This is a genomic window from Pseudomonas sp. EA_35y_Pfl2_R5, from assembly GCF_963970805.1.
GTDB lineage: Bacteria > Pseudomonadota > Gammaproteobacteria > Pseudomonadales > Pseudomonadaceae > Aquipseudomonas.
In genome coordinates, this window is sequence record NZ_CAXAOW010000003.1 from 322,212 (window position 1) to 339,611 (window position 17,400).

Below are 17,400 nucleotides of genomic sequence, written 5' to 3' on the forward strand. Positions count from 1 at the left end.
AAAGATTTCAGCCCATGCACCGCATCGGAGGCGCGGTCGATTGAGCGGAACACGCCACTAGAAAGAGGCAATAATCCGCCCCAGCACGGCCATCGCCTGTTCGCTCTGCGCATCCCAGGGGTGGCCGTAGTTAAGCCGTGCGCAATTGCCGAAGCGCCGGGTGGCCGAGAAAATCGGCCCTGGTGCCAGGCTGATGCCCTGGGCCAGAGCCAGTTGGAACAGGCGCAGCGCATCGACCTGTTCGGGGAACTCGAACCAGAGAAAGTAGCCGCCGCTGGGCCGGGTGACCTTGGTGCTGGCTGGAAAGTGCCGTGCGGCTGATGCAAGCATCGAAGCCTGCTGCACCTCCAGGGCATGCCGCAGTTTGCGCAGGTGGCGATCAAAGCCGCCGTGCTGCAGGTAATCGGCCAGGGCGGCCTGGGCCGGTACTGAGGGCGAGATGGTGGTCATCAGTTTGAGCCGGCTGATTTGTTCGGCATAGCGCCCACCGGCCACCCATCCGACTCGATAACCGGGCGCCAGGCACTTGGAAAACGAGCCGCAGTGCATCACCAGACCGTCGCGGTCGAAGCTCTTCACCGGCTTTGGCGGCTGGCTGCCGTAGTACAGCTCGGCGTATACGTCATCCTCGATCAGCGGCACCTGATGGCGCTGCAGCAGTTCATACAGCGCGCGCTTCTTGTCGTCACTCATGCTCGCGCCCAGCGGGTTCTGCAGGCTGCTCATAAACCAGCAGGCCTTGATCGGCAGGCTGGCCAGGCGCTCGCTCAGCACATCCAAGTCAATGCCTTCACGCGGGTTGACCGGGATTTCCACCGCCTTGAGCTTTAACCGCTCCAGCACCTGCAACGTGGCGTAGAAGGCCGGGGCCTCGATGGCCACTAAGTCTCCAGGATTGGTAACACACTGCAGGCACAGATTGAGTGCTTCCATGGCGCCACTGGTGATCACCATTTCTTCCAGGGGCAACATCACGCCGCTGACCATATAACGCAGGGCAATCTGCCGGCGCAGGTTGGGGTTGCCCTCGGTCATATCGGCGATCACCGCTTGCGGCGGCATATCACGCAGGCTGTGCGTCATGGCGCGGGCCAGGCGCGCCAGGGGGAATAGCTGCGGGCTGGGGAAGGCCGAGCCGAATGGCACTGTGCCTGGGTCTTTGAGTGAGGCGAGGACCGAGAACACCAGCTCGCTGACATCCACCTCGGTGGTTTGCGTCGGCTGTTGGCTGGTTTCCGGCTCGGCCAGCGTATGCCGCGCCAGCTCGCGGACGAAGTAGCCGGAGCGCGCGCGGGCCTGGATCAGGCCGCGGTCTTCCAGCAGGTAATAGGCCTGGAACACCGTGGATGGGCTGACCCCGTAGGTGCGGCTGGCGTGGCGCACCGAGGGCACCTTCTCGCCGGGTGCGAGCATGCCCGTGCGGATCAGTTCGGCAATCTGGTCGGCGAATTTCTCGTAGCGTTTCATCGGGTCCGGAGGGGCGGCCAGTGGATGACCGCACTCTACGGGGAGTTGCTTGGCCATGCGACTGTCAGCGTCCGCGCGGCGACAGAAAAACGCTCTGCGTTTGCGCCTGCTCGCTGCTATCGGCCAGGTTATTGATCGCGAAGCGTACGGGCAGGGTGCTGGCCTCGGCCTGCTCACGTTCCAGCACCACGGTCACCGGCACATCAAGGATTTCTCCGGGGTTGAGCTGCAACTGCTGCGGTGCATCCAGGCGCAGGCCGGGGCTGTCGAGCAAGGTCAGGCCATAGCGCTGCGGCTGCTGGGTCTTGTTGATCACCTTGAGCAGGTAGGTGTTCTCGATCTGCCCCAGTTGGTTTTCGCGGAACATGCTGCGGTCCTTGGCCGAGTCGATGGACAGCATCGAACGCGCGCTCAAGGCCCAGACAAAGGCGGCAAGCATCAGCACCAGGGCAATGCCATAGCCAACCAGCCGTGGCCGCAGCCAGTGGGTTTTGCCACCTTGCAGTTCGCGCTCGGAGTGATAGCCGACCAGGCCTCGGACATAACCCATCTTGTCCATGACCGAATCGCAGGCATCGATACAGGCGCCGCAGCTGATGCAGTCGATCTGCAGGCCGTCGCGAATATCGATACCGGTGGGGCACACCTGCACGCACATATAACAGTCGATACAGTCGCCCAGGCCTTCGGCTTTGTGGTCGCTGTCCTTCCTGCGTTGGCCACGGCCTTCACCGCGCTTGGCGTCGTAAGCCACCAGCAAGGTGTCGTCATCGAACATTGCACTCTGAAAGCGCGAGTAGGGGCACATATGCACGCAGACCTTCTCGCGCAGCCAGCCGGCGTTGAGGTAGGTGGCGGCCATAAAGAACAGCACCCACACCAGCGTGCCGCTGTCCAGTTGCAGGTGCAGCAGGTCGCTGGCAAGTGTACGGATCGGTGTGAAGTAACCGATAAACGTCAGCGCCGTGAGTAGGCTGACGCCTAGCCAGATCGCGTGCTTGGCGCTGCGCCGCGCCAGCTTGTTCAGCGACCAGGGCGCGGCATCCAGCTTGATGCGCTGATTACGCTCCCCCTCGGTGACTTTTTCCGCCCACATAAACACCCAGGTCCATACGCTCTGCGGGCAGGTATAGCCACACCACACCCGCCCGGCCACCACTGTGATGGTGAACAGGCCAAAGGCGGCAATGATCAGCAGAGCCGAGAGCAGGGTGAAATCCTGCGGCCAGAAGGTCGCGCCGAAGATGTAGTAGCGGTGCTCGGCCAGGTTCCACAGGACCGCCTGACGACCGTCCCAGTCCAGCCAGGCGGTGCCGAAGAAGATCAGAAACAGCAAGCCCGCGCCGTACAGGCGCAGATTGCGAAAGCGGCCGCTGAAACTGCGGGTATGGATCTGTCCGCCAGCTTGGGAGGGCGTCAGGCGGATAGGCTGGCGCGGGTCGATGGTCTCGATGATCTGCGCGGGAATACGTTCGCTCATTACGGGCCTCGTCGGGCTTTATCAGGCGAGGCGAATGATGCGAGCACAGCTGTTTGGATAACAGACTCAGGTTTTCCAATAAAAAGCAGATCAGATGGCGCTAGTTATGGCAGAACTGCGGAGAAGCTGTTGAGGCGGGACTTTAGGGGGGCTATTTGCCAGAAGCAGCCATTTACATCATGCGAGGCCAAAAGTTGTCAGGGCCGGCAGTCAAAAACCGGCTAATAGCGGGGTGGGGCTTTGCTAGAAACATACCTAGGGTTAGCGTTCGCTTGGGCTTGCGCTGTACAGGTAAACCCCCAGATCTTTCCTGGCCTCTTCTTCCAGCAAACCCACACGTACTTCCACATTGGACTGACGCAGAATCGTAATGCCGGCACCAGCGTTGCGCGGGTCGGGATCAAGTATGGCAACGACCACACGCTGGACTCCTGCAGCTACCAATGTGTGGGCACAGGATGGCGTGCGTCCGAAGAATGAGCAGGGCTCCAGGGTTACATAGGCCGTTAACCCTTTCAGGCCAGGAGGGAGCTGCGACAGCGCCATCGCTTCAGCGTGTTGTTGTCCTGGAGCTTGGGTAAAACCACTGGAAATGACCTCGCCGTCAAGTGTGATAACACAGCCAACGGGAGGATTGGGCAAACACTCTGGAAGTGCATGCCGGCCATTGTTCAAGGCCAGCTGCCTGAAACAAGGGGTGACAAGGTATAGGCAAATCTGCGTTTAGTGGATGCCAGAAAAACTCAAAGATATGTCCGCCATCATCATCTGTGGCGAAGAGCCATTGGTGGGGCAGCGACTCTGCAACCTGGCAAAGCTGAAACGACCAGATTTGTTGCTCGTGCCCGGTGTTCCAACTGCCTAGATCTCTTACTGCCTGGGCATTATGAATCGCTTGAGGGTGACCAGAGTGAACCGTAATAGTCCATAAAATAGGGTTTTCAGGCATTGAACCTCATCCAAATAGAGCTTTCCAGAAAAAGGCCTGATGTAGTCAGCCAATTTCCGCGAGCTATCAGCGGCCTTAGTGCTTGCTGTTGCTGGGTGAGTAACGTACGAGGATCGGCTACAATGGCTTGGTACAAATCAACCGAGGCTGCGATTGTGACAACCCCAAGCCTGCAAGCCAAAAAGGCCTACTGCGCCAAAACCCGCCAGTCCAACTATGCCGCCAGCCTTCGGCTTGAGGGCTACGATGTTGCGCCTGCCGATGCGAAGCACAAACTACCCACTCGTGAATCTGTGTTGAACACCTACCGGCAGGCCTGATTCTGGATAAATACGGCGCCGGCCAAGATCCTTATTGCTACCCAGGCACTGCCGTTCTGCGCAATCGCCTTGGTATTCGCGACGATGCCGCACTGAATCAGGCAGAGCACGATCTTTCAGTAATCGCTGCCAGTGAAATTGATTTCGAACTCCCCCCTTATGATCTCGCTTACCTGAAGCGTGTTCATCAGCATCTCTTCAAAGATCTTTACGACTGGGCAGGTCAGATCCGCACAGTAGACATCTCCAAAGGTGGTACCCACTTCTGCAACCTCAACCGGATAGAGCCGGAAGCCGAAAAGCTTTTTCGTGCTTTCGCTCAGGTTAGCTGGCTTGAGGGGCTTGAACGTGCCGCTTTGGTGAGCGCTGTCGCTGAGTATTTTGGCGATCTCAATGTCATCCACCCCTTTCGGGAAGGTAACGGCCGCGCTCAGCGCATTTTGTTCGAACACATCATTGTGAACGCCGGCTATGAGATTAGCTGGTGGGCCGTTGACGAAGGGGAATGGATTCAAGCCAACATTGATGCGGTGGTCTGCGACTACTCAGCATTGATCAGCGTTTTCGACAGGTGCATTGGTGGTCAGATACCTATCTGAATGGATGTCTCCCTGGTCAGTTTGAGCACAGGTTTATGAATGCCCGACTCTTCAGCAAGTTCGCGCACGGCTGCATGGGAAGGCCTATCTTTGGACAGTCACAATAGCGATGCCCGCTTGAGCAGGTCGTAGAGCCCTTCAGGTACTAGCGGTGATGCAGGGGTGAAACTGGCGCTGGAGCGCCATGTGGCTCTGAACGGCGCGCCATCGCTTTCGTGGCCGTCTAGCCAAGGTTCTTCATAGACCTCTGCGTCGTCAAACTTGGCATCGTAGACTTGGACAATCTCGTGCCCGGGTTTGCCTGCGTAGGTGAAGATGCTTTCCAAAGTGCCGATCAAGCTAATCTCGCTGATAGAGCGGCCCAGTTCTTCTTGGACTTCCCGGACGATGGCGGCGTGGCTCCTTTCGCCGAACTCAATGCCACCACCAATGGGGCGGAACAGCGTCATGTTTTCAACGGCATCGTGAAATTGGTTGACCAGTATTTTTCCGTGATGATGAAAAATGCAGAGTGCGAGCGGGCGAATGAATGGTTCTGTCACGCGTAATGGTCCTTTTCTTCTGGTCGTCAATTGTTCTAACAGGGCCGAGTTGCAGATGCTGTGGGTAACCCATCAAGGAAGGCGGCAATCTGTCGGTTACCTCGTAAATGCATTGTTGGCACCTTTGGACTTATGGCCATGCGCATTGCGTCGATACCTTGGCGGTAGCCATGGTCGAACTGCCATACGAATTTAATAAAAGCCAGGAATGCGCGGTCGAACTGCTCTCTACAGCCTGCAGGAAGGTCCGGTCGGGGTCGGTTCAGTGCGCTACGAACGATAACGCGCCTCAGGCAGGTCAGCCGCGGCGTATCAAGCCAGATGATCAGGTCCGCGTTGGGTAGACGCAGATCGAAAGTGCGTCGGGCATAGTTGCCTTCGCAGATCCAAGTGTCAGTTGCAACGGCATCGCGAACTCTTTCACGGAACTGTGTAGCGTCGGGCTCGACCCAGCCAGGCTCCCAGAACAGCGTATCCAGATGCACGACGGGCAAGCTGAGGCTTTTGCCCAAGGAGCGAGCCAGAGTGGACTTGCCGCTGCCAGCATTGCCCAATATCACAATCCGTTGCATGAGGGCCTTCCAGGCGCGAAAAAGGACGGCGATTCTGCTGATTTTCAGTGGCCTGTCAACAGTGCGGTCACTGGCGCAAATATGGAGGTCCGCTGCTGGCCCATTTGCTGCCTATTGTGATCGGCACTTTGAGTCTGCAGCTGCCGATCGGCTGCTTTACTGTGCCTGCGATGGCCCGTTTCAGTTGGGCTGAAAGCGCTGTTGTGCGCCATACCCACCTCCACCTAAAACTCAGAGGGCGACTGGTAGCGCGACCAGGCAACTGTTTTACGTTCGCGTTATCCTGCCGTACCTTTTCCGCACCGAAGCCCATTCATGCTGGTTATCTCCAACAGCGTTCACCTCCCTGACGACGAAGTCGAATTGACTGCTATCCGCGCTCAAGGCGCCGGCGGGCAGAACGTCAATAAGGTGTCCAGCGCGATACATCTGCGTTTCGATATCCAGGCCTCCAGCTTGCCGCCGTTCTACAAGGAGCGCCTGCTGGCGTTGCGCGATAGCCGCATCACCGCCGAGGGCGTGGTGGTTCTCAAGGCCCAGCAGTACCGTACCCAGGAGCAAAATCGCGCTGATGCACTAGAGCGTCTGGCCGAGCTGATTCGCAGCGCCGCTAAAACCGAGAAAGCCCGCCGCCCGACCAAGCCCACCCTGGGCTCGAAAAAGCGCCGTCTGGAAGGCAAGAGCATTCGCGGGACGATCAAGGCGGGGCGCGGCAAGGTCGATTTCTAAGAATCTGTTCACGATCTGCTGCGCGTCGGCCTTGCTGCGTAAAAGCAGGTTTGGATGCGAGCCCAGTCCGCTTCCTCGCCTTTTTGGCCTTGTAGGGCTCTAGCTCGCAAGATCGTGAGCAGGTTCTAAAGCCTGTCTACGGTCTGTTGCGTGTTTAAACGGGTTCGTTCAGCTGATTTTTCGTGAGGGAAAGTAGGGTTTTTATCCGTGCATATTTGACTAAGATGCACGAATGAAAACGACCCTCGATGAACTGCTGGCCTTTGTCAGCGTGGTGGACTGCGGCTCGCTAAGCGCCGCTGCCGAGCAACTGACGCAGACTGCTTCCGGCGTCAGTCGCGCCCTCAGTCGCCTGGAAGAAAAACTTGATGTCACGCTGCTGCGCCGTACCACGCGCCGTCTGGAGTTGACCGAGGAGGGTCTGGCCTTCCTCGCCCAGGCGCGCAAGATTCTTGATGCGGTGGAAAGCGCCGAAGAGCAAATGAAGGTGCGTCGGCAGAAGCCAGCAGGGCGTTTGCGGGTAAATGCTGCTGCGCCCTTTATGCTGCATGCGGTGGTGCCGCTGGTGGCGGGATTTCGTGCGCTGTACCCGGATATTCAGCTGGAGCTGCACAGCAGCGATCAGATCATCGACCTGCTGGAACAGCGCACCGATGTCGCCATTCGTATCGGTCCGCTGCGCGACTCCACCTTGCATGCGCGGGCGTTGGGCAGTAATCGCCTGCGCATTCTCGCCAGCCCGGCCTATCTCAAGGCCCACGGCACACCGAAGACCGTTGCCGAACTGAGCGGGCACAGCCTGCTCGGTTTTACCCAGCCGGAGAGCCTTAATCAGTGGCCGTTGCGCCATCCATTGGGCGACTCGCTGAGCATCAACCCCTGCCTGAGTGCCTCCAGTGGCGAAACCCTGCGCCAATTGGCGTTGGCCGGGGCAGGCATCGTTTGCCTGGCGGATTTTATGACCGCCACCGACCGCAACAGTAGCGAGCTGGTGCAATTGCTGCTGCGCGATACCGTCGAGGTACGCCAGCCGATCCACGCGGTGTACTACCGCAACACTGCGCTGGCCTCGCGCATTACCTGCTTTCTCGATTACCTCGCGGGGCAGTTGGCCGCTGCCTAGCATTGATGAGGTCGTTCAGGCTGCGGCTTCCTCGGTCAACTCCTGACGGGCTTGACGCATCACCTGATAAGACGCGGTGATCGCCAGTCCGGCGATGATGCTGGCCACTAGCAGGTCCGGCCAGGCGCTGCCGGTGCCGAATACACCGAGGGCGGCTAGCAGCACGGCGATATTGCCCAGGGCGTCGTTGCGCGAGCACAACCAGACGCTGCGCATATTGCTGTCGCCCTCGCGGTAGGCGTAGAGCAGGGCGGCTACGCCGACGTTGGCCAGCAGCGCCAGGATGCCGACCACGCCCATGGTGGGCGCATCCGGCAGCTGGCCGCTGAGCAGGTGCCAGATCGCCGCGATCAGCACGCCGACGCCGAATACCAGCATGCTCAGGGCTTTGAACAGCGAGGCTTTAGCGCGCAGGGTCAGGCTCATGCCCAGCACCCACAAGCTGATGCCGTAGTTGGCGGCGTCGCCGAGAAAGTCCAGCGAGTCCGCCAACAGCGATACTGAACCGGCGCGCATACCGGCGACGATTTCCACCCCGAACATGCCGAGGTTGACCGCCAGGGCGATCCAAAGAATCGTGCGGTAGCGTTTGCTGATGCGGGTGGTGTCGCAGCTCGATGTGCTGTTGCAGCAATTGACGCCCATAAGTCTTCTCCTGAAAAGGTCTGAGCGCTACGCTAAACCCTGTAGCCACTACGGAGTCAAGCCATGGGCAAGCCGTTGACCATCAGCGGGTTGAGCCGCGCAAGCGGGGTCAATCTGGAGACCATTCGTTTCTATGAGCGCAGCGAACTGCTGCCGCCACCCAAGCGCAGCGCCTCGGGCTACCGCCATTATGAAGAGGCCGATGTCCGCCGGCTGCGCTTTATCCGTCGTGGCCGCGAACTGGGTTTCAGCCTGGAGGAGATTCGCGCGCTGCTCGGTTTGGCGGCCCGGCCCCACAGCCCCTGTGCGGAGGCGGACCAACTGGTGCAGGAGCACCTGCTGACCATCGATGCACGGATTCGCGATCTGCAGAAGATGAAAGCCGAGCTGAGCAAGCTTGCCGGTTGTACCAGCGCCGAGGCCGAACATTGCCGGCTGCTGGAGGCGTTGGACAGCCGTGACTGTTGTCTTGACGGCGAGGCGCGAGAGGAGAGCTAGCGGGCGGTTATTGGCGGTTATTCAGATAAGTCTGATAGTCCGGCACGCGGTAGTCGTGGGCTTGATCCAGCAGGACACTGCCGAGCATATAGTCGGCGCTGCTCTCGTTGCAGGCCACGGGGATATTCCACACCGCGGCGACCCGCAACAGCGCCTTGATATCCGGATCGTGGGGCTGCTGCTCGAAAGGATCCCAGAAGAACACCAGCATATCCACCCGCTGCTCGGCGATGCGCGCGCCCAACTGCTGATCGCCACCGAGGGGGCCGCTGATCATGCATTCGATCGGCAAGCCAAGGCGACGCCCCAGCAGCAGGCCAGTGGTGCCGGTGGCCAGTAGGTGATGCCCCGCCAGCTTGTCGCGCTGGCGTTCGCTCCAGTCAAGGAGGAACTCCTTGCAGTGGTCGTGAGCCACCAGAGCAATGCGCTTGCGTGCCGGCAGGGTGGCGGTGGTAAAGCTGATACGCGGCATGATGATTTCCTGGTGTTGCGAGGGGGGGTAATGCTGCGGCCGGTATCCGCCGCGAGTATCCGTAGCCCGGATGCAATCCGGGGACAGTCTTCCGGCCACCACCGATGCCCCGGATTTCATCCGGGCTACACGTGCTTTCACTCGGCGCGGCATAGCGCCAGACAGGTATCGAGCATGCGATTGGAAAAGCCCCACTCGTTGTCGTACCAGGCCATGACTTTCACCAGCTTGCCGCTGACCTTGGTGTGGTTGGCGTCGAAGATCGATGACAGCGGGTTGTGGTTGAAGTCGCAGGACACCAGCGGCAGGCTGTTGTAGCCCAGCACTGGTGAAGTACGGCTGGCGTTCAGCAGTAGCTGGTTGATTTCCTCTGCGCTGGTGTCGCGCTTGACCTGTAAGGTCAGGTCGACCAGCGAGACATTAATCACCGGCACACGTACGGCCATGCCGGTCAGTTTGCCGGCCAGTTCCGGCAGCACCAGACCCACCGCTTCGGCGGCACCGGTCTGAGTCGGGATCATCGACTGAGTGGCCGAGCGCGCCCGATAGGGGTCGCTGTGGTAGACGTCGGAGAGATTTTGGTCGTTGGTGTAGGCGTGGATGGTGGTCATCAGGCCGTGCTCGATGCCCAACTCGCGTTGCAGCACCTGGGCCACCGGAGCCAGGCAGTTGGTGGTGCAGGAGGCGTTGGAGATAATCTGCATGGACGAGCGCAGGATGTCGTGGTTGACGCCATAGACGATGGTGGCGTCGGCCCCCTTGGCCGGTGCCGAGACGATCACCTTGCGGGCACCGGCGGCGAGGTGGGCGGCGGCCTTGCTGCGTTCAGTAAACAACCCGGTGCATTCGAAGACCACATCCACCCCCAGTACTTGCCAGGGCAGGTCCGCCGGGTTGCGAATGGCGCTGACAGAGATACGGTCGCCGTTGACTGTGAGGCTTTCGCCATCACTTTCCACTTCGCCGTCAAAAATCCCGTGAACGCTGTCGTATTTTAGGAGGTGGGCATTGATCGCGCTGTCGCCCAGGTCGTTGATGGCGACCACCTGCAGCTGTTGGCGGTAGTCTTGGCAGTAGAGGGCGCGAAGCACATTGCGGCCGATACGGCCGAAGCCGTTGATAGCGATGCGAATAGTCATGGTGAGGTCCGTTATTTATTTTGTTGTTTGAATTACAAGATTATTCCCGTATTGATAGAAATCAAGTGTTTTAAGTGGCAGTATTTTTGTATTAAGCACAAGATATTGCTGCCCACCAGCCAGGAGTCAATCACATGCACCCCCGCGTACTTGAGGTAACCGACCGCCTGATCGCCCGCAGCCGCGCCACGCGCGAGCCCTATTTGGCGATGATTCGCGCGGCGGCCAGTGAAGGTCCGCAGCGTGGCAAGCTGCAATGCGCCAATTTCGCCCACGGTGTGGCCGGCTGCGGCAGCGAGGACAAGCAGACCCTGCGCCTGATGAATGCAGCCAACGTGGCGATTGTTTCTGCTTATAACGACATGCTCTCGGCTCATCAGCCCTATCAGGACTACCCGGAGCAGCTCAAGCAGGCCCTGCGCGAAATCGGCTCGGTGGGCCAGTTCGCCGGCGGCGTGCCCGCCATGTGCGACGGCGTGACCCAGGGTGAGCCGGGCATGGAGCTGGGCATCGCCAGCCGCGAAGTGATCGCCATGGCTACTGCGGTGGCCCTGTCGCACAACATGTTCGACGCCGCACTGTACCTGGGGATCTGCGACAAGATCGTTCCCGGTCTGCTGATGGGCGCGCTGCGTTTCGGTCACCTGCCGAGCCTGTTCGTGCCGGCCGGGCCCATGCCGTCCGGGCTGTCAAACAAGGAGAAGGCCGATGTGCGTCAGCGCTATGCCGAGGGCAAGGCGACGCGCGACGAGCTGCTGGCCGCCGAGATGGCCGCCTACCATAGCCCCGGCACCTGCACCTTCTATGGCACTGCCAACACCAACCAGTTGTTGATGGAGGTGATGGGTCTGCATTTGCCGGGTGCTTCGTTCGTCAATCCGAATACGCCGCTGCGCGATGCCTTGAGCCATGAGGCGGCGCAGCAGGTCACCCGCCTGACCAAGCAGAACGGACAATTTATGCCGCTGGGTGAGATCGTCGACGAGCGCTGCCTGGTCAATTCCATCATCGCCCTGAGCGCCACCGGCGGCTCCACCAACCACACCCTGCATATGCCGGCCATCGCCCGCGCCGCAGGCATCCAGCTGACCTGGCAGGACATGGCCGATCTGTCCGCCGTGACTCCGACCCTGGCGCACGTCTATCCCAACGGCAAATCCGACATCAATCATTTCCAGGCGGCCGGCGGCATGGCCTTTCTGATCCGCGAGTTGCTCGAAGCCGGGCTGTTGCACGAAAACGTCAACACTGTGGCCGGGCACGGCCTCTCGCGCTATACCCGCGAGCCCTTCCTTGAGGACGGCAAACTGGTCTGGCGTGATGGCCCGAGCAAGAGCCATGACGAAAGCGTGCTGCGCCCGGTGGCCAATCCTTTCTCGGCCGAAGGCGGCCTGCGTCTGATGCAGGGCAACCTTGGGCGCGGGGTGATGAAGGTCTCCGCCGTAGCCCTGGAGCATCAGGTGGTAGAGGCTCCGGCGCTGGTGTTCGAAGATCAGCAGCAGTTGGCCGATGCCTTCAAGGCCGGCGAGCTGGAGCGCGACTTTGTTGCGGTGATGCGCTTTCAGGGCCCGCGTAGCAATGGCATGCCGGAGCTGCACAAGATGACTCCCTTCCTCGGCGTGCTGCAGGACCGTGGCTTCAAGGTGGCGCTGGTCACCGACGGGCGCATGTCCGGTGCTTCGGGGAAAATCCCGGCGGCCATCCATGTTTGCCCCGAGGCCTACGGCGGCGGGCCGCTGGCGCGGGTGCGCGACGGTGATCTGATTCGTCTCGACGGTCATACCGGCGAATTGCAGCTGTTGGTCGATGCCGCCGAGCTGGCGGCGCGCGAGCCGGCGGTTGGCACTCTGGATAATGCCGTTGGCTGCGGCCGTGAGCTGTTCGCCTTTATGCGTCAGTCCTTCAGCTCGGCGGAGCAGGGTGCTAGTGCCTTCACCACCAGCCTGGAATCGCTGCGGTGAAGTTGGCCCTGGTGGGTGATATCGGCGGTACCAACGCGCGCTTTGCCCTGTGGCGTGATGAGCAGCTGGAGTCGGTTCGGGTGTTGGCTACCGTCGATTTTCCGGGGCCGGAAGCGGCGATTCGCGCTTATCTGAGCGGTCTGGGTCTGCCGCTCGGCTCGGTCGATTCGGTGTGCCTGGCCTGCGCCGGGCCAGTCAGCGGCGATCTGTTTCGCTTTACCAACAACCAATGGCGCATCAGTCGCGCGGCGTTCTGCCGGGAGTTGCAGGTGCGCGAGTTGCTGTTGGTCAATGATTTTTCCGCCATGGCCCTGGGCATGACTCGGCTGCGTGATGACGAGCGCGTGCAGGTCTGCCCTGGCACCCCCGAGCACGAGCGCCCCTGTGTAGTGATCGGCCCAGGAACCGGCCTTGGGGTCGGCACCCTGTTGGCCCTGGCCGATGGCAGCTGGCTGGCCTTGCCTGGCGAGGGCGGGCATGTTGATCTACCGATCGGCAGCCCACGCGAGGCTGAACTCTGGCAGCAGCTGTATCGCCAGCTCGGTCATGTACGCGCCGAGGATGTGCTCAGCGGCAGAGGTCTGCTGCATCTCTATCAGGCGGTCTGCGCCCTGGATGGGCATGAGCTGCGCCTGCATACACCGGTCGAAGTTACTGCCGCGGCGTTGGCCGGTGACGCAGTGGCGGTGGCGGTGCTGGAGCAGTTTTGCGTCTGGCTCGGCCGCGCCGCCGGCAACAACGTGCTGAGCCTGGGCGCGCGCGGCGGGGTTTACATAGTCGGCGGTGTAGTGCCGCGCTTCGCCGAATTCTTGTTGGGTAGCGGTTTTGCCAAAAGCTTCAGTGACAAAGGCTGTATGAGTGATTACTTTGCCGGCATCCCGGTATGGCTGGTAACCGCCCAATACCCAGGGCTGATGGGCGCGGGGGTGGCTTTGCAGCAGGCATTGGGCCGGTCTTAGGTATTCTGTAGGGGCGACCCATGGCCGCGAAATCGTCTGGTAGACCGCCAATCGCGGGCATGAATTAGGCGTCCCGGTCGCTCTTACAAAACGCTATCTACATGCCATTTTTGGCGAATGCATAACAATAAGGACGGCGGACTATGAGCCAGCCCGGTAAATCCATTCTGCTGGTCGACGACGACCAGGAAATTCGCGAGCTACTGCACACTTACCTGAGCCGCGCCGGCTTTACGGTGCGTACTGTCGGCGATGGTGCGGGGTTTCGCCAGGGCCTGTGCGCCGAGGCGGCGGACCTGGTGATTCTCGATGTGATGCTGCCCGACGAGGATGGCTTCAGCCTGTGCCGTTGGGTGCGTGAGCACCAGCGGTTTGCCCAGGTGCCGATCATCATGCTCACCGCCAGCTCCGATGAGACCGATCGGGTAATCGGCCTGGAACTGGGCGCCGACGATTACCTGGGTAAACCCTTCAGCCCGCGCGAGTTGCTGGCGCGGATCAAGGCGCTACTGCGCCGCGCGCACTTCACTCAGGAACGCGGCAGCGAGGTGCTGGCCTTCGACGAGTGGCGTCTGGATATGGTCAGCCACCGTCTGTTTCATGCCGACGGCGAGGAAGTGATTCTCTCCGGCGCAGACTTTGCCCTGCTCAAGCTGTTTCTCGACCACCCGCAGCAGATCCTCGACCGCGACACCATCGGCAACGCCACCCGCGGCCGCGAGGTGATGCCGCTGGAGCGTATCGTCGATATGGCCGTTAGCCGGCTGCGCCAGCGCTTGCGCGATACCGGCAAGCCGGCGCGGCTGATTCGTACCGTACGCGGCAGCGGCTATCAGTTGGCGGCGGCGGTGGGTCCCTATGTCGGTGACTAATCTGCGCAAGTGGTTGCCGGTTCCGCGCTCGCTGCTCGGTCGCATGCTACTGCTGACCCTGCTGGTGGTATTGCTGGCTCAGGCGCTGTCCAGCTTGATTTGGGTCTCACAGCTGCGCGCCAGTCAGGTGGAAGGCCTGCTGACCAGCTCGCGCAGTCTGGCCCAGTCGATGGCTGCCAGCGTCAGCTACTTCCGCTCGCTCCCCCTGGGCTACCGGCCGATGGTGCTCGACCAGTTGCGCAATATGGGCGGCACACGCTTCTTTGTCTCGCTCAACGACAAGCCCTTGGAAATGCGCGTGCTGCCGCAGACGCCGCGCAAGCGCGCGGTGCTCGATGCGGTGGATGAAGCCCTGCGCGAGCGCCTGGGCAAGGATCTGGACCTGCTGGTGCAGTTCGTTAGCCCGGAGGATCTGCGCATCTTCAACAGCGCCCTGAAACTCGACGAGCTGCCGCGCTCCTGGGCGCATTACGCCCTGAGCCTGGAGCCGCTGAATCCGCCGGTGCTGGTGACGCAGATTCAGATCGCTCCGGGTGAATGGCTGTACCTCGCATCCTTGATGCCCGAGCCCTATGTCAGCCTGGAACAGCAGGGTCTGCCGGCTCAGCAGCTGTGGTTTATTATCCTTACCAGCAGTTTTCTGCTGCTGTTTATTGGCATCCTGGTGCACTGGCAGAGCCGGCCGCTCAAGCGCTTGGCGCGGGCGGCACGGGAAATGTCCCTGGGTAGTGAGGTCGAACCGCTGGCCGAGGCGGGCGGCAGTGAGGTAGTCGAGGTCAGCCGTGCCTTCAACGCCATGCGCGAGCGCATCGGCCGCTACCTGCGTGAGCGCAGCCAGTTGTTCAGCGCCATTTCCCATGATTTGCGCACCCCCATCACCCGCCTGCGCCTGCGCGTCGAGCTGCTCGACGATGAGGCCGTGCAGGGCAAGTTCAGCCGTGATCTGGATGAGCTGGAGATGCTGGTCAAAGGCGCGCTGCAATGCGTCAAGGACACCGATATCCACGAGAATATCGAGCCGGTGGAGCTTAACCAGCTGCTCAACTGCGTTATCGAGCCCTATCTGGCCCCTGCCGGCAATGGCCGTGTGACCCTCGATGGTCAGGCGCTGGCTGCTTACCCGGGCAAGCCCCTGGCGCTCAAGCGCTGCATCGGCAACCTGGTGGACAACGCACTGAAATACGGCGAGTGCGCCCACCTGTCTATCGAAGACGATGGCACTGCCTTTGTCCTGCATGTCGACGACGAAGGACCTGGAGTGCCCGAGCAGCGCCTGGAGCAAGTGTTCGAGCCGCATTTCCGTCTGGCCGGGCAGCAGCAAGGCTACGGCCTGGGCCTGGGCATCGCGCGCAATATCGCCCATACCCACGGTGGCGAAGTAAGCCTGCGCAACCTGCGCGAGGGCGGCCTGCGGGTGACGCTCTGGTTGCCGCGCAGTGCCTAGGGGTTTAGCTGGGCTCTCTCGAATGATCGCGGCCAAGGCAGAGTGCCGCCCAGCCGCTTCTATGGTGGGCTGCAGCTGGGTAGGGTGGATAAAGCGTCATCCACCCTACGGATATGCGGTGCGTGGCCTGTTTTGTAACTATCCCGTGACTTTTGTGCATCCCTTCGTTACCCGCCGGGCAATGACCCTTGGTTAGACTCGATTCCAGCGCAAGCACCAGACTTGCCCGTGAATAACAACAATAAGGTACCGCTCATGAATGCGATCTCCCGCCTGGCTACTGCTATCTCCCTCGTCTCTCTGCTGCCGCTGGCCCATGCCGGCGAAGTCGAAGTGCTGCACTGGTGGACCTCGGGTGGCGAAAAGCGCGCCGCCGATACCCTGCAAAAACTGGTTGAAGACAAGGGCCATAGCTGGAAGGACTTCGCCGTCGCTGGTGGCGGTGGCGAAGCGGCCATGACCGTACTGAAAACCCGCGCCGTCTCCGGCAACCCGCCTGCCGCCGCGCAGATTAAAGGCCCAGATATTCAGGAGTGGGGCGAGCTGGGTCTGCTCGCCGACCTCAATCAGGTGGCCGAGCAGAGCGGCTGGGACAAGTTGCTGCCGCCCCAGGTAATCAAGGTGATGCAGTTTGACGGTGACTACGTGGCCGTGCCGGTCAACGTGCACCGGGTCAACTGGCTGTGGATCAACCCCGAGGTCTTCGCCAAGGCCGGTGCTACGCCTCCGACCACCCTCGACGAATTCTTCACCGCCGCCGACAAGCTCAAAGCCGCCGGCTTTATGCCTTTGGCCCACGGCGGTCAGCCCTGGCAGGACAGCACTGTGTTTGAAGACCTGGCCCTGGCCCTGCTTGGCCCGGATGATTTCCGCAAAGCCTTTGTCGACCTGGATGAGTCGGTGTTGACCGGCGCCAAGATGGTCGAGGTGTTCGCCGCCCTGCAGAAGCTGCGCGGCTATGTCGATGCCAACGCCGCCGGGCGTGACTGGAACAGCGCCACCGCGATGGTCATCAACGGCAAGGCTGGCATGCAGATCATGGGCGACTGGGCCAAAAGTGAATGGACCGCCGCTGGCAAGGTCGCCGGCAAGGACTACCAGTGCCTGCCGTTCCCCGGCACTAAAGGCAGCTTCGCCTACAACATCGATTCCCTGGCCATGTTCAAGCTGAGCGACGAGGAAAACCGCAAAGCCCAGGAAGACCTGGCGCGCACCGTGATGGAGCCGGAGTTTCAGGAGTTCTTCAACCAGAACAAAGGTTCGATCCCCGTTCGCACGGATATGGACATGAGTTCCTTCGACGCCTGCGCTCAGGCCTCGATGAAGGACTTCAAGGAAGCGGCAGCGAGTGGCGGCCTGCAACCAAGCATGGCCCACGGCATGGCCGCCTCCAGCTACGTGCAGGGTGCGGTATTCGACGTGGTGACCAACTTCTTTAACGACCCTAAGGCCGATCCGAACAAGGCCGCTCAGCAACTGGCCGCGGCTATCCAGGCCGTGCAGTAGCGCTAACTCTGCCGCCGGTTCGCCGGCGGCCCGTCAATCCCCTCAATGACCGAGGTGCATCGCCAAGCGATGCATCAGTGGGATCGGCTGCGCCGCGTTTGACTCGCTCGCCCGGCGGCGCCC

General features: G+C 61.0%; 18 protein-coding genes. 10 read left to right on the top strand and 8 right to left on the bottom strand.

Annotated elements, in window-relative coordinates; genetic code table 11:
• Window positions 1–57: 57 nt before the first annotated feature.
• The 3 genes from mapR to AACX99_RS08700 all read right to left on the bottom strand — a co-directional run bounded on the left by mapR (window position 58) and on the right by AACX99_RS08700 (window position 3,622).
• Window positions 58–1,467 (bottom strand): GntR family transcriptional regulator MpaR, encoded by a 1,410-nt coding sequence (gene mapR / locus AACX99_RS08690; protein ID WP_339411462.1) that lies wholly within the window; start codon window positions 1,465–1,467, stop codon window positions 58–60.
• Window positions 1,468–1,531: 64 nt separating this feature from the next.
• Complete coding sequence (gene ccoG / locus AACX99_RS08695) at window positions 1,532–2,947, bottom strand: cytochrome c oxidase accessory protein CcoG (protein WP_339411038.1); 1,416 nt, start codon at window positions 2,945–2,947, stop codon at window positions 1,532–1,534.
• A gap of 261 nt (window positions 2,948–3,208) precedes the next feature.
• Window positions 3,209–3,622, bottom strand: a complete 414-nt coding sequence (locus tag AACX99_RS08700) for a bifunctional diaminohydroxyphosphoribosylaminopyrimidine deaminase/5-amino-6-(5-phosphoribosylamino)uracil reductase RibD (RefSeq protein WP_339411040.1) — start codon at window positions 3,620–3,622, stop codon at window positions 3,209–3,211.
• 396 nt (window positions 3,623–4,018) lie between these two features.
• Here AACX99_RS08700 and AACX99_RS08705 point away from each other — a divergent pair, with 396 nt between their 5' ends.
• Together AACX99_RS08705 and AACX99_RS08710 are read left to right on the top strand one after the other, a co-directional pair.
• Window positions 4,019–4,216 carry a YhfG family protein gene (locus AACX99_RS08705; RefSeq protein ID WP_445261846.1) on the top strand — a complete coding sequence of 66 codons (198 nt, stop codon included), beginning with the start codon at window positions 4,019–4,021 and terminating at the stop codon, window positions 4,214–4,216.
• Entirely contained in the window at window positions 4,216–4,815 is a 600-nt protein-coding gene (locus AACX99_RS08710; protein WP_339411466.1) for a putative adenosine monophosphate-protein transferase Fic, read from the top strand. Before AACX99_RS08705 ends, AACX99_RS08710 begins: the two co-directional genes overlap by 1 nt.
• Window positions 4,816–4,913: 98 nt before the next feature.
• On the opposite strand, the gene AACX99_RS08715 is transcribed toward AACX99_RS08710, so the two are convergent.
• Window positions 4,914–5,357 carry an NUDIX hydrolase gene (locus AACX99_RS08715; protein ID WP_339411042.1) on the bottom strand — a complete coding sequence of 148 codons (444 nt, stop codon included), beginning with the start codon at window positions 5,355–5,357 and terminating at the stop codon, window positions 4,914–4,916.
• A gap of 35 nt (window positions 5,358–5,392) precedes the next feature.
• Window positions 5,393–5,929 carry an AAA family ATPase gene (locus AACX99_RS08720; protein ID WP_339411044.1) on the bottom strand — a complete coding sequence of 179 codons (537 nt, stop codon included), beginning with the start codon at window positions 5,927–5,929 and terminating at the stop codon, window positions 5,393–5,395.
• 315 nt (window positions 5,930–6,244) lie between these two features.
• Here AACX99_RS08720 and arfB point away from each other — a divergent pair, with 315 nt between their 5' ends.
• Both arfB and AACX99_RS08730 read left to right on the top strand, forming a co-directional pair.
• A complete protein-coding gene (gene arfB / locus AACX99_RS08725; RefSeq protein WP_339411046.1) occupies window positions 6,245–6,658 on the top strand; it encodes an alternative ribosome rescue aminoacyl-tRNA hydrolase ArfB in 414 nt (137 codons plus the stop codon).
• Between the two features lie 232 nt (window positions 6,659–6,890).
• Entirely contained in the window at window positions 6,891–7,781 is an 891-nt protein-coding gene (locus AACX99_RS08730; RefSeq protein WP_339411048.1) for a LysR family transcriptional regulator, read from the top strand.
• 15 nt (window positions 7,782–7,796) lie between these two features.
• Here AACX99_RS08730 and AACX99_RS08735 read toward each other — a convergent pair whose 3' ends face one another.
• A complete protein-coding gene (locus AACX99_RS08735) occupies window positions 7,797–8,426 on the bottom strand; it encodes a cation diffusion facilitator family transporter (RefSeq protein WP_339411050.1) in 630 nt (209 codons plus the stop codon).
• A gap of 63 nt (window positions 8,427–8,489) precedes the next feature.
• On the opposite strand from AACX99_RS08735, the gene AACX99_RS08740 reads away from it, so the two are divergent.
• Window positions 8,490–8,924: a MerR family DNA-binding protein gene (locus tag AACX99_RS08740; RefSeq protein ID WP_339411051.1), complete on the top strand. Its 435-nt coding sequence runs from the start codon at window positions 8,490–8,492 to the stop codon at window positions 8,922–8,924.
• Between the two features lie 7 nt (window positions 8,925–8,931).
• Here AACX99_RS08740 and AACX99_RS08745 read toward each other — a convergent pair whose 3' ends face one another.
• Together AACX99_RS08745 and gap are read right to left on the bottom strand one after the other, a co-directional pair.
• A complete protein-coding gene (locus tag AACX99_RS08745) occupies window positions 8,932–9,396 on the bottom strand; it encodes a methylglyoxal synthase (RefSeq protein ID WP_339411052.1) in 465 nt (154 codons plus the stop codon).
• Window positions 9,397–9,533: 137 nt separating this feature from the next.
• Window positions 9,534–10,535 carry a type I glyceraldehyde-3-phosphate dehydrogenase gene (gap, locus tag AACX99_RS08750; RefSeq protein ID WP_339411053.1) on the bottom strand — a complete coding sequence of 334 codons (1,002 nt, stop codon included), beginning with the start codon at window positions 10,533–10,535 and terminating at the stop codon, window positions 9,534–9,536.
• Between the two features lie 134 nt (window positions 10,536–10,669).
• On the opposite strand from gap, the gene edd reads away from it, so the two are divergent.
• The 5 genes from edd (at window position 10,670) to AACX99_RS08775 (ending at window position 17,277) form a co-directional block, all read left to right on the top strand.
• Window positions 10,670–12,496, top strand: coding sequence for a phosphogluconate dehydratase (gene edd, locus AACX99_RS08755; protein ID WP_339411055.1), 1,827 nt, complete (start codon window positions 10,670–10,672; stop codon window positions 12,494–12,496).
• Complete coding sequence (locus AACX99_RS08760) at window positions 12,493–13,455, top strand: glucokinase (protein ID WP_339411057.1); 963 nt, start codon at window positions 12,493–12,495, stop codon at window positions 13,453–13,455. The genes edd and AACX99_RS08760 overlap by 4 nt, the downstream gene beginning before the upstream one ends.
• A gap of 143 nt (window positions 13,456–13,598) precedes the next feature.
• Complete coding sequence (locus tag AACX99_RS08765; RefSeq protein ID WP_339411058.1) at window positions 13,599–14,327, top strand: response regulator transcription factor; 729 nt, start codon at window positions 13,599–13,601, stop codon at window positions 14,325–14,327.
• A complete protein-coding gene (locus AACX99_RS08770) occupies window positions 14,314–15,771 on the top strand; it encodes an ATP-binding protein (RefSeq protein WP_339411059.1) in 1,458 nt (485 codons plus the stop codon). Before AACX99_RS08765 ends, AACX99_RS08770 begins: the two co-directional genes overlap by 14 nt.
• Window positions 15,772–16,026: 255 nt before the next feature.
• Complete coding sequence (locus AACX99_RS08775) at window positions 16,027–17,277, top strand: ABC transporter substrate-binding protein (protein WP_339411061.1); 1,251 nt, start codon at window positions 16,027–16,029, stop codon at window positions 17,275–17,277.
• Window positions 17,278–17,400 lie beyond the last annotated feature (123 nt).

Bases quoted from the DNA above. Each gene is read 5' to 3' on its own strand.
- edd (WP_339411055.1), top strand. From the start codon at position 10,670: ATGCACCCCCGCGTACTTGAGGTAACCGACCGCCTGATCGCCCGCAGC.
- AACX99_RS08765 (WP_339411058.1), top strand. From the start codon at position 13,599: ATGAGCCAGCCCGGTAAATCCATTCTGCTGGTCGACGACGACCAGGAA.
- AACX99_RS08740 (WP_339411051.1), top strand. From the start codon at position 8,490: ATGGGCAAGCCGTTGACCATCAGCGGGTTGAGCCGCGCAAGCGGGGTC.
- ccoG (WP_339411038.1), bottom strand. From the start codon at position 2,947: ATGAGCGAACGTATTCCCGCGCAGATCATCGAGACCATCGACCCGCGC.
- AACX99_RS08705 (WP_445261846.1), top strand. From the start codon at position 4,019: ATGGCTTGGTACAAATCAACCGAGGCTGCGATTGTGACAACCCCAAGC.
- arfB (WP_339411046.1), top strand. From the start codon at position 6,245: ATGCTGGTTATCTCCAACAGCGTTCACCTCCCTGACGACGAAGTCGAA.
- AACX99_RS08720 (WP_339411044.1), bottom strand. From the start codon at position 5,929: ATGCAACGGATTGTGATATTGGGCAATGCTGGCAGCGGCAAGTCCACT.
- AACX99_RS08745 (WP_339411052.1), bottom strand. From the start codon at position 9,396: ATGCCGCGTATCAGCTTTACCACCGCCACCCTGCCGGCACGCAAGCGC.
- AACX99_RS08770 (WP_339411059.1), top strand. From the start codon at position 14,314: ATGTCGGTGACTAATCTGCGCAAGTGGTTGCCGGTTCCGCGCTCGCTG.
- gap (WP_339411053.1), bottom strand. From the start codon at position 10,535: ATGACTATTCGCATCGCTATCAACGGCTTCGGCCGTATCGGCCGCAAT.
- AACX99_RS08775 (WP_339411061.1), top strand. From the start codon at position 16,027: ATGAATGCGATCTCCCGCCTGGCTACTGCTATCTCCCTCGTCTCTCTG.
- AACX99_RS08735 (WP_339411050.1), bottom strand. From the start codon at position 8,426: ATGGGCGTCAATTGCTGCAACAGCACATCGAGCTGCGACACCACCCGC.
- AACX99_RS08730 (WP_339411048.1), top strand. From the start codon at position 6,891: ATGAAAACGACCCTCGATGAACTGCTGGCCTTTGTCAGCGTGGTGGAC.
- mapR (WP_339411462.1), bottom strand. From the start codon at position 1,467: ATGAAACGCTACGAGAAATTCGCCGACCAGATTGCCGAACTGATCCGC.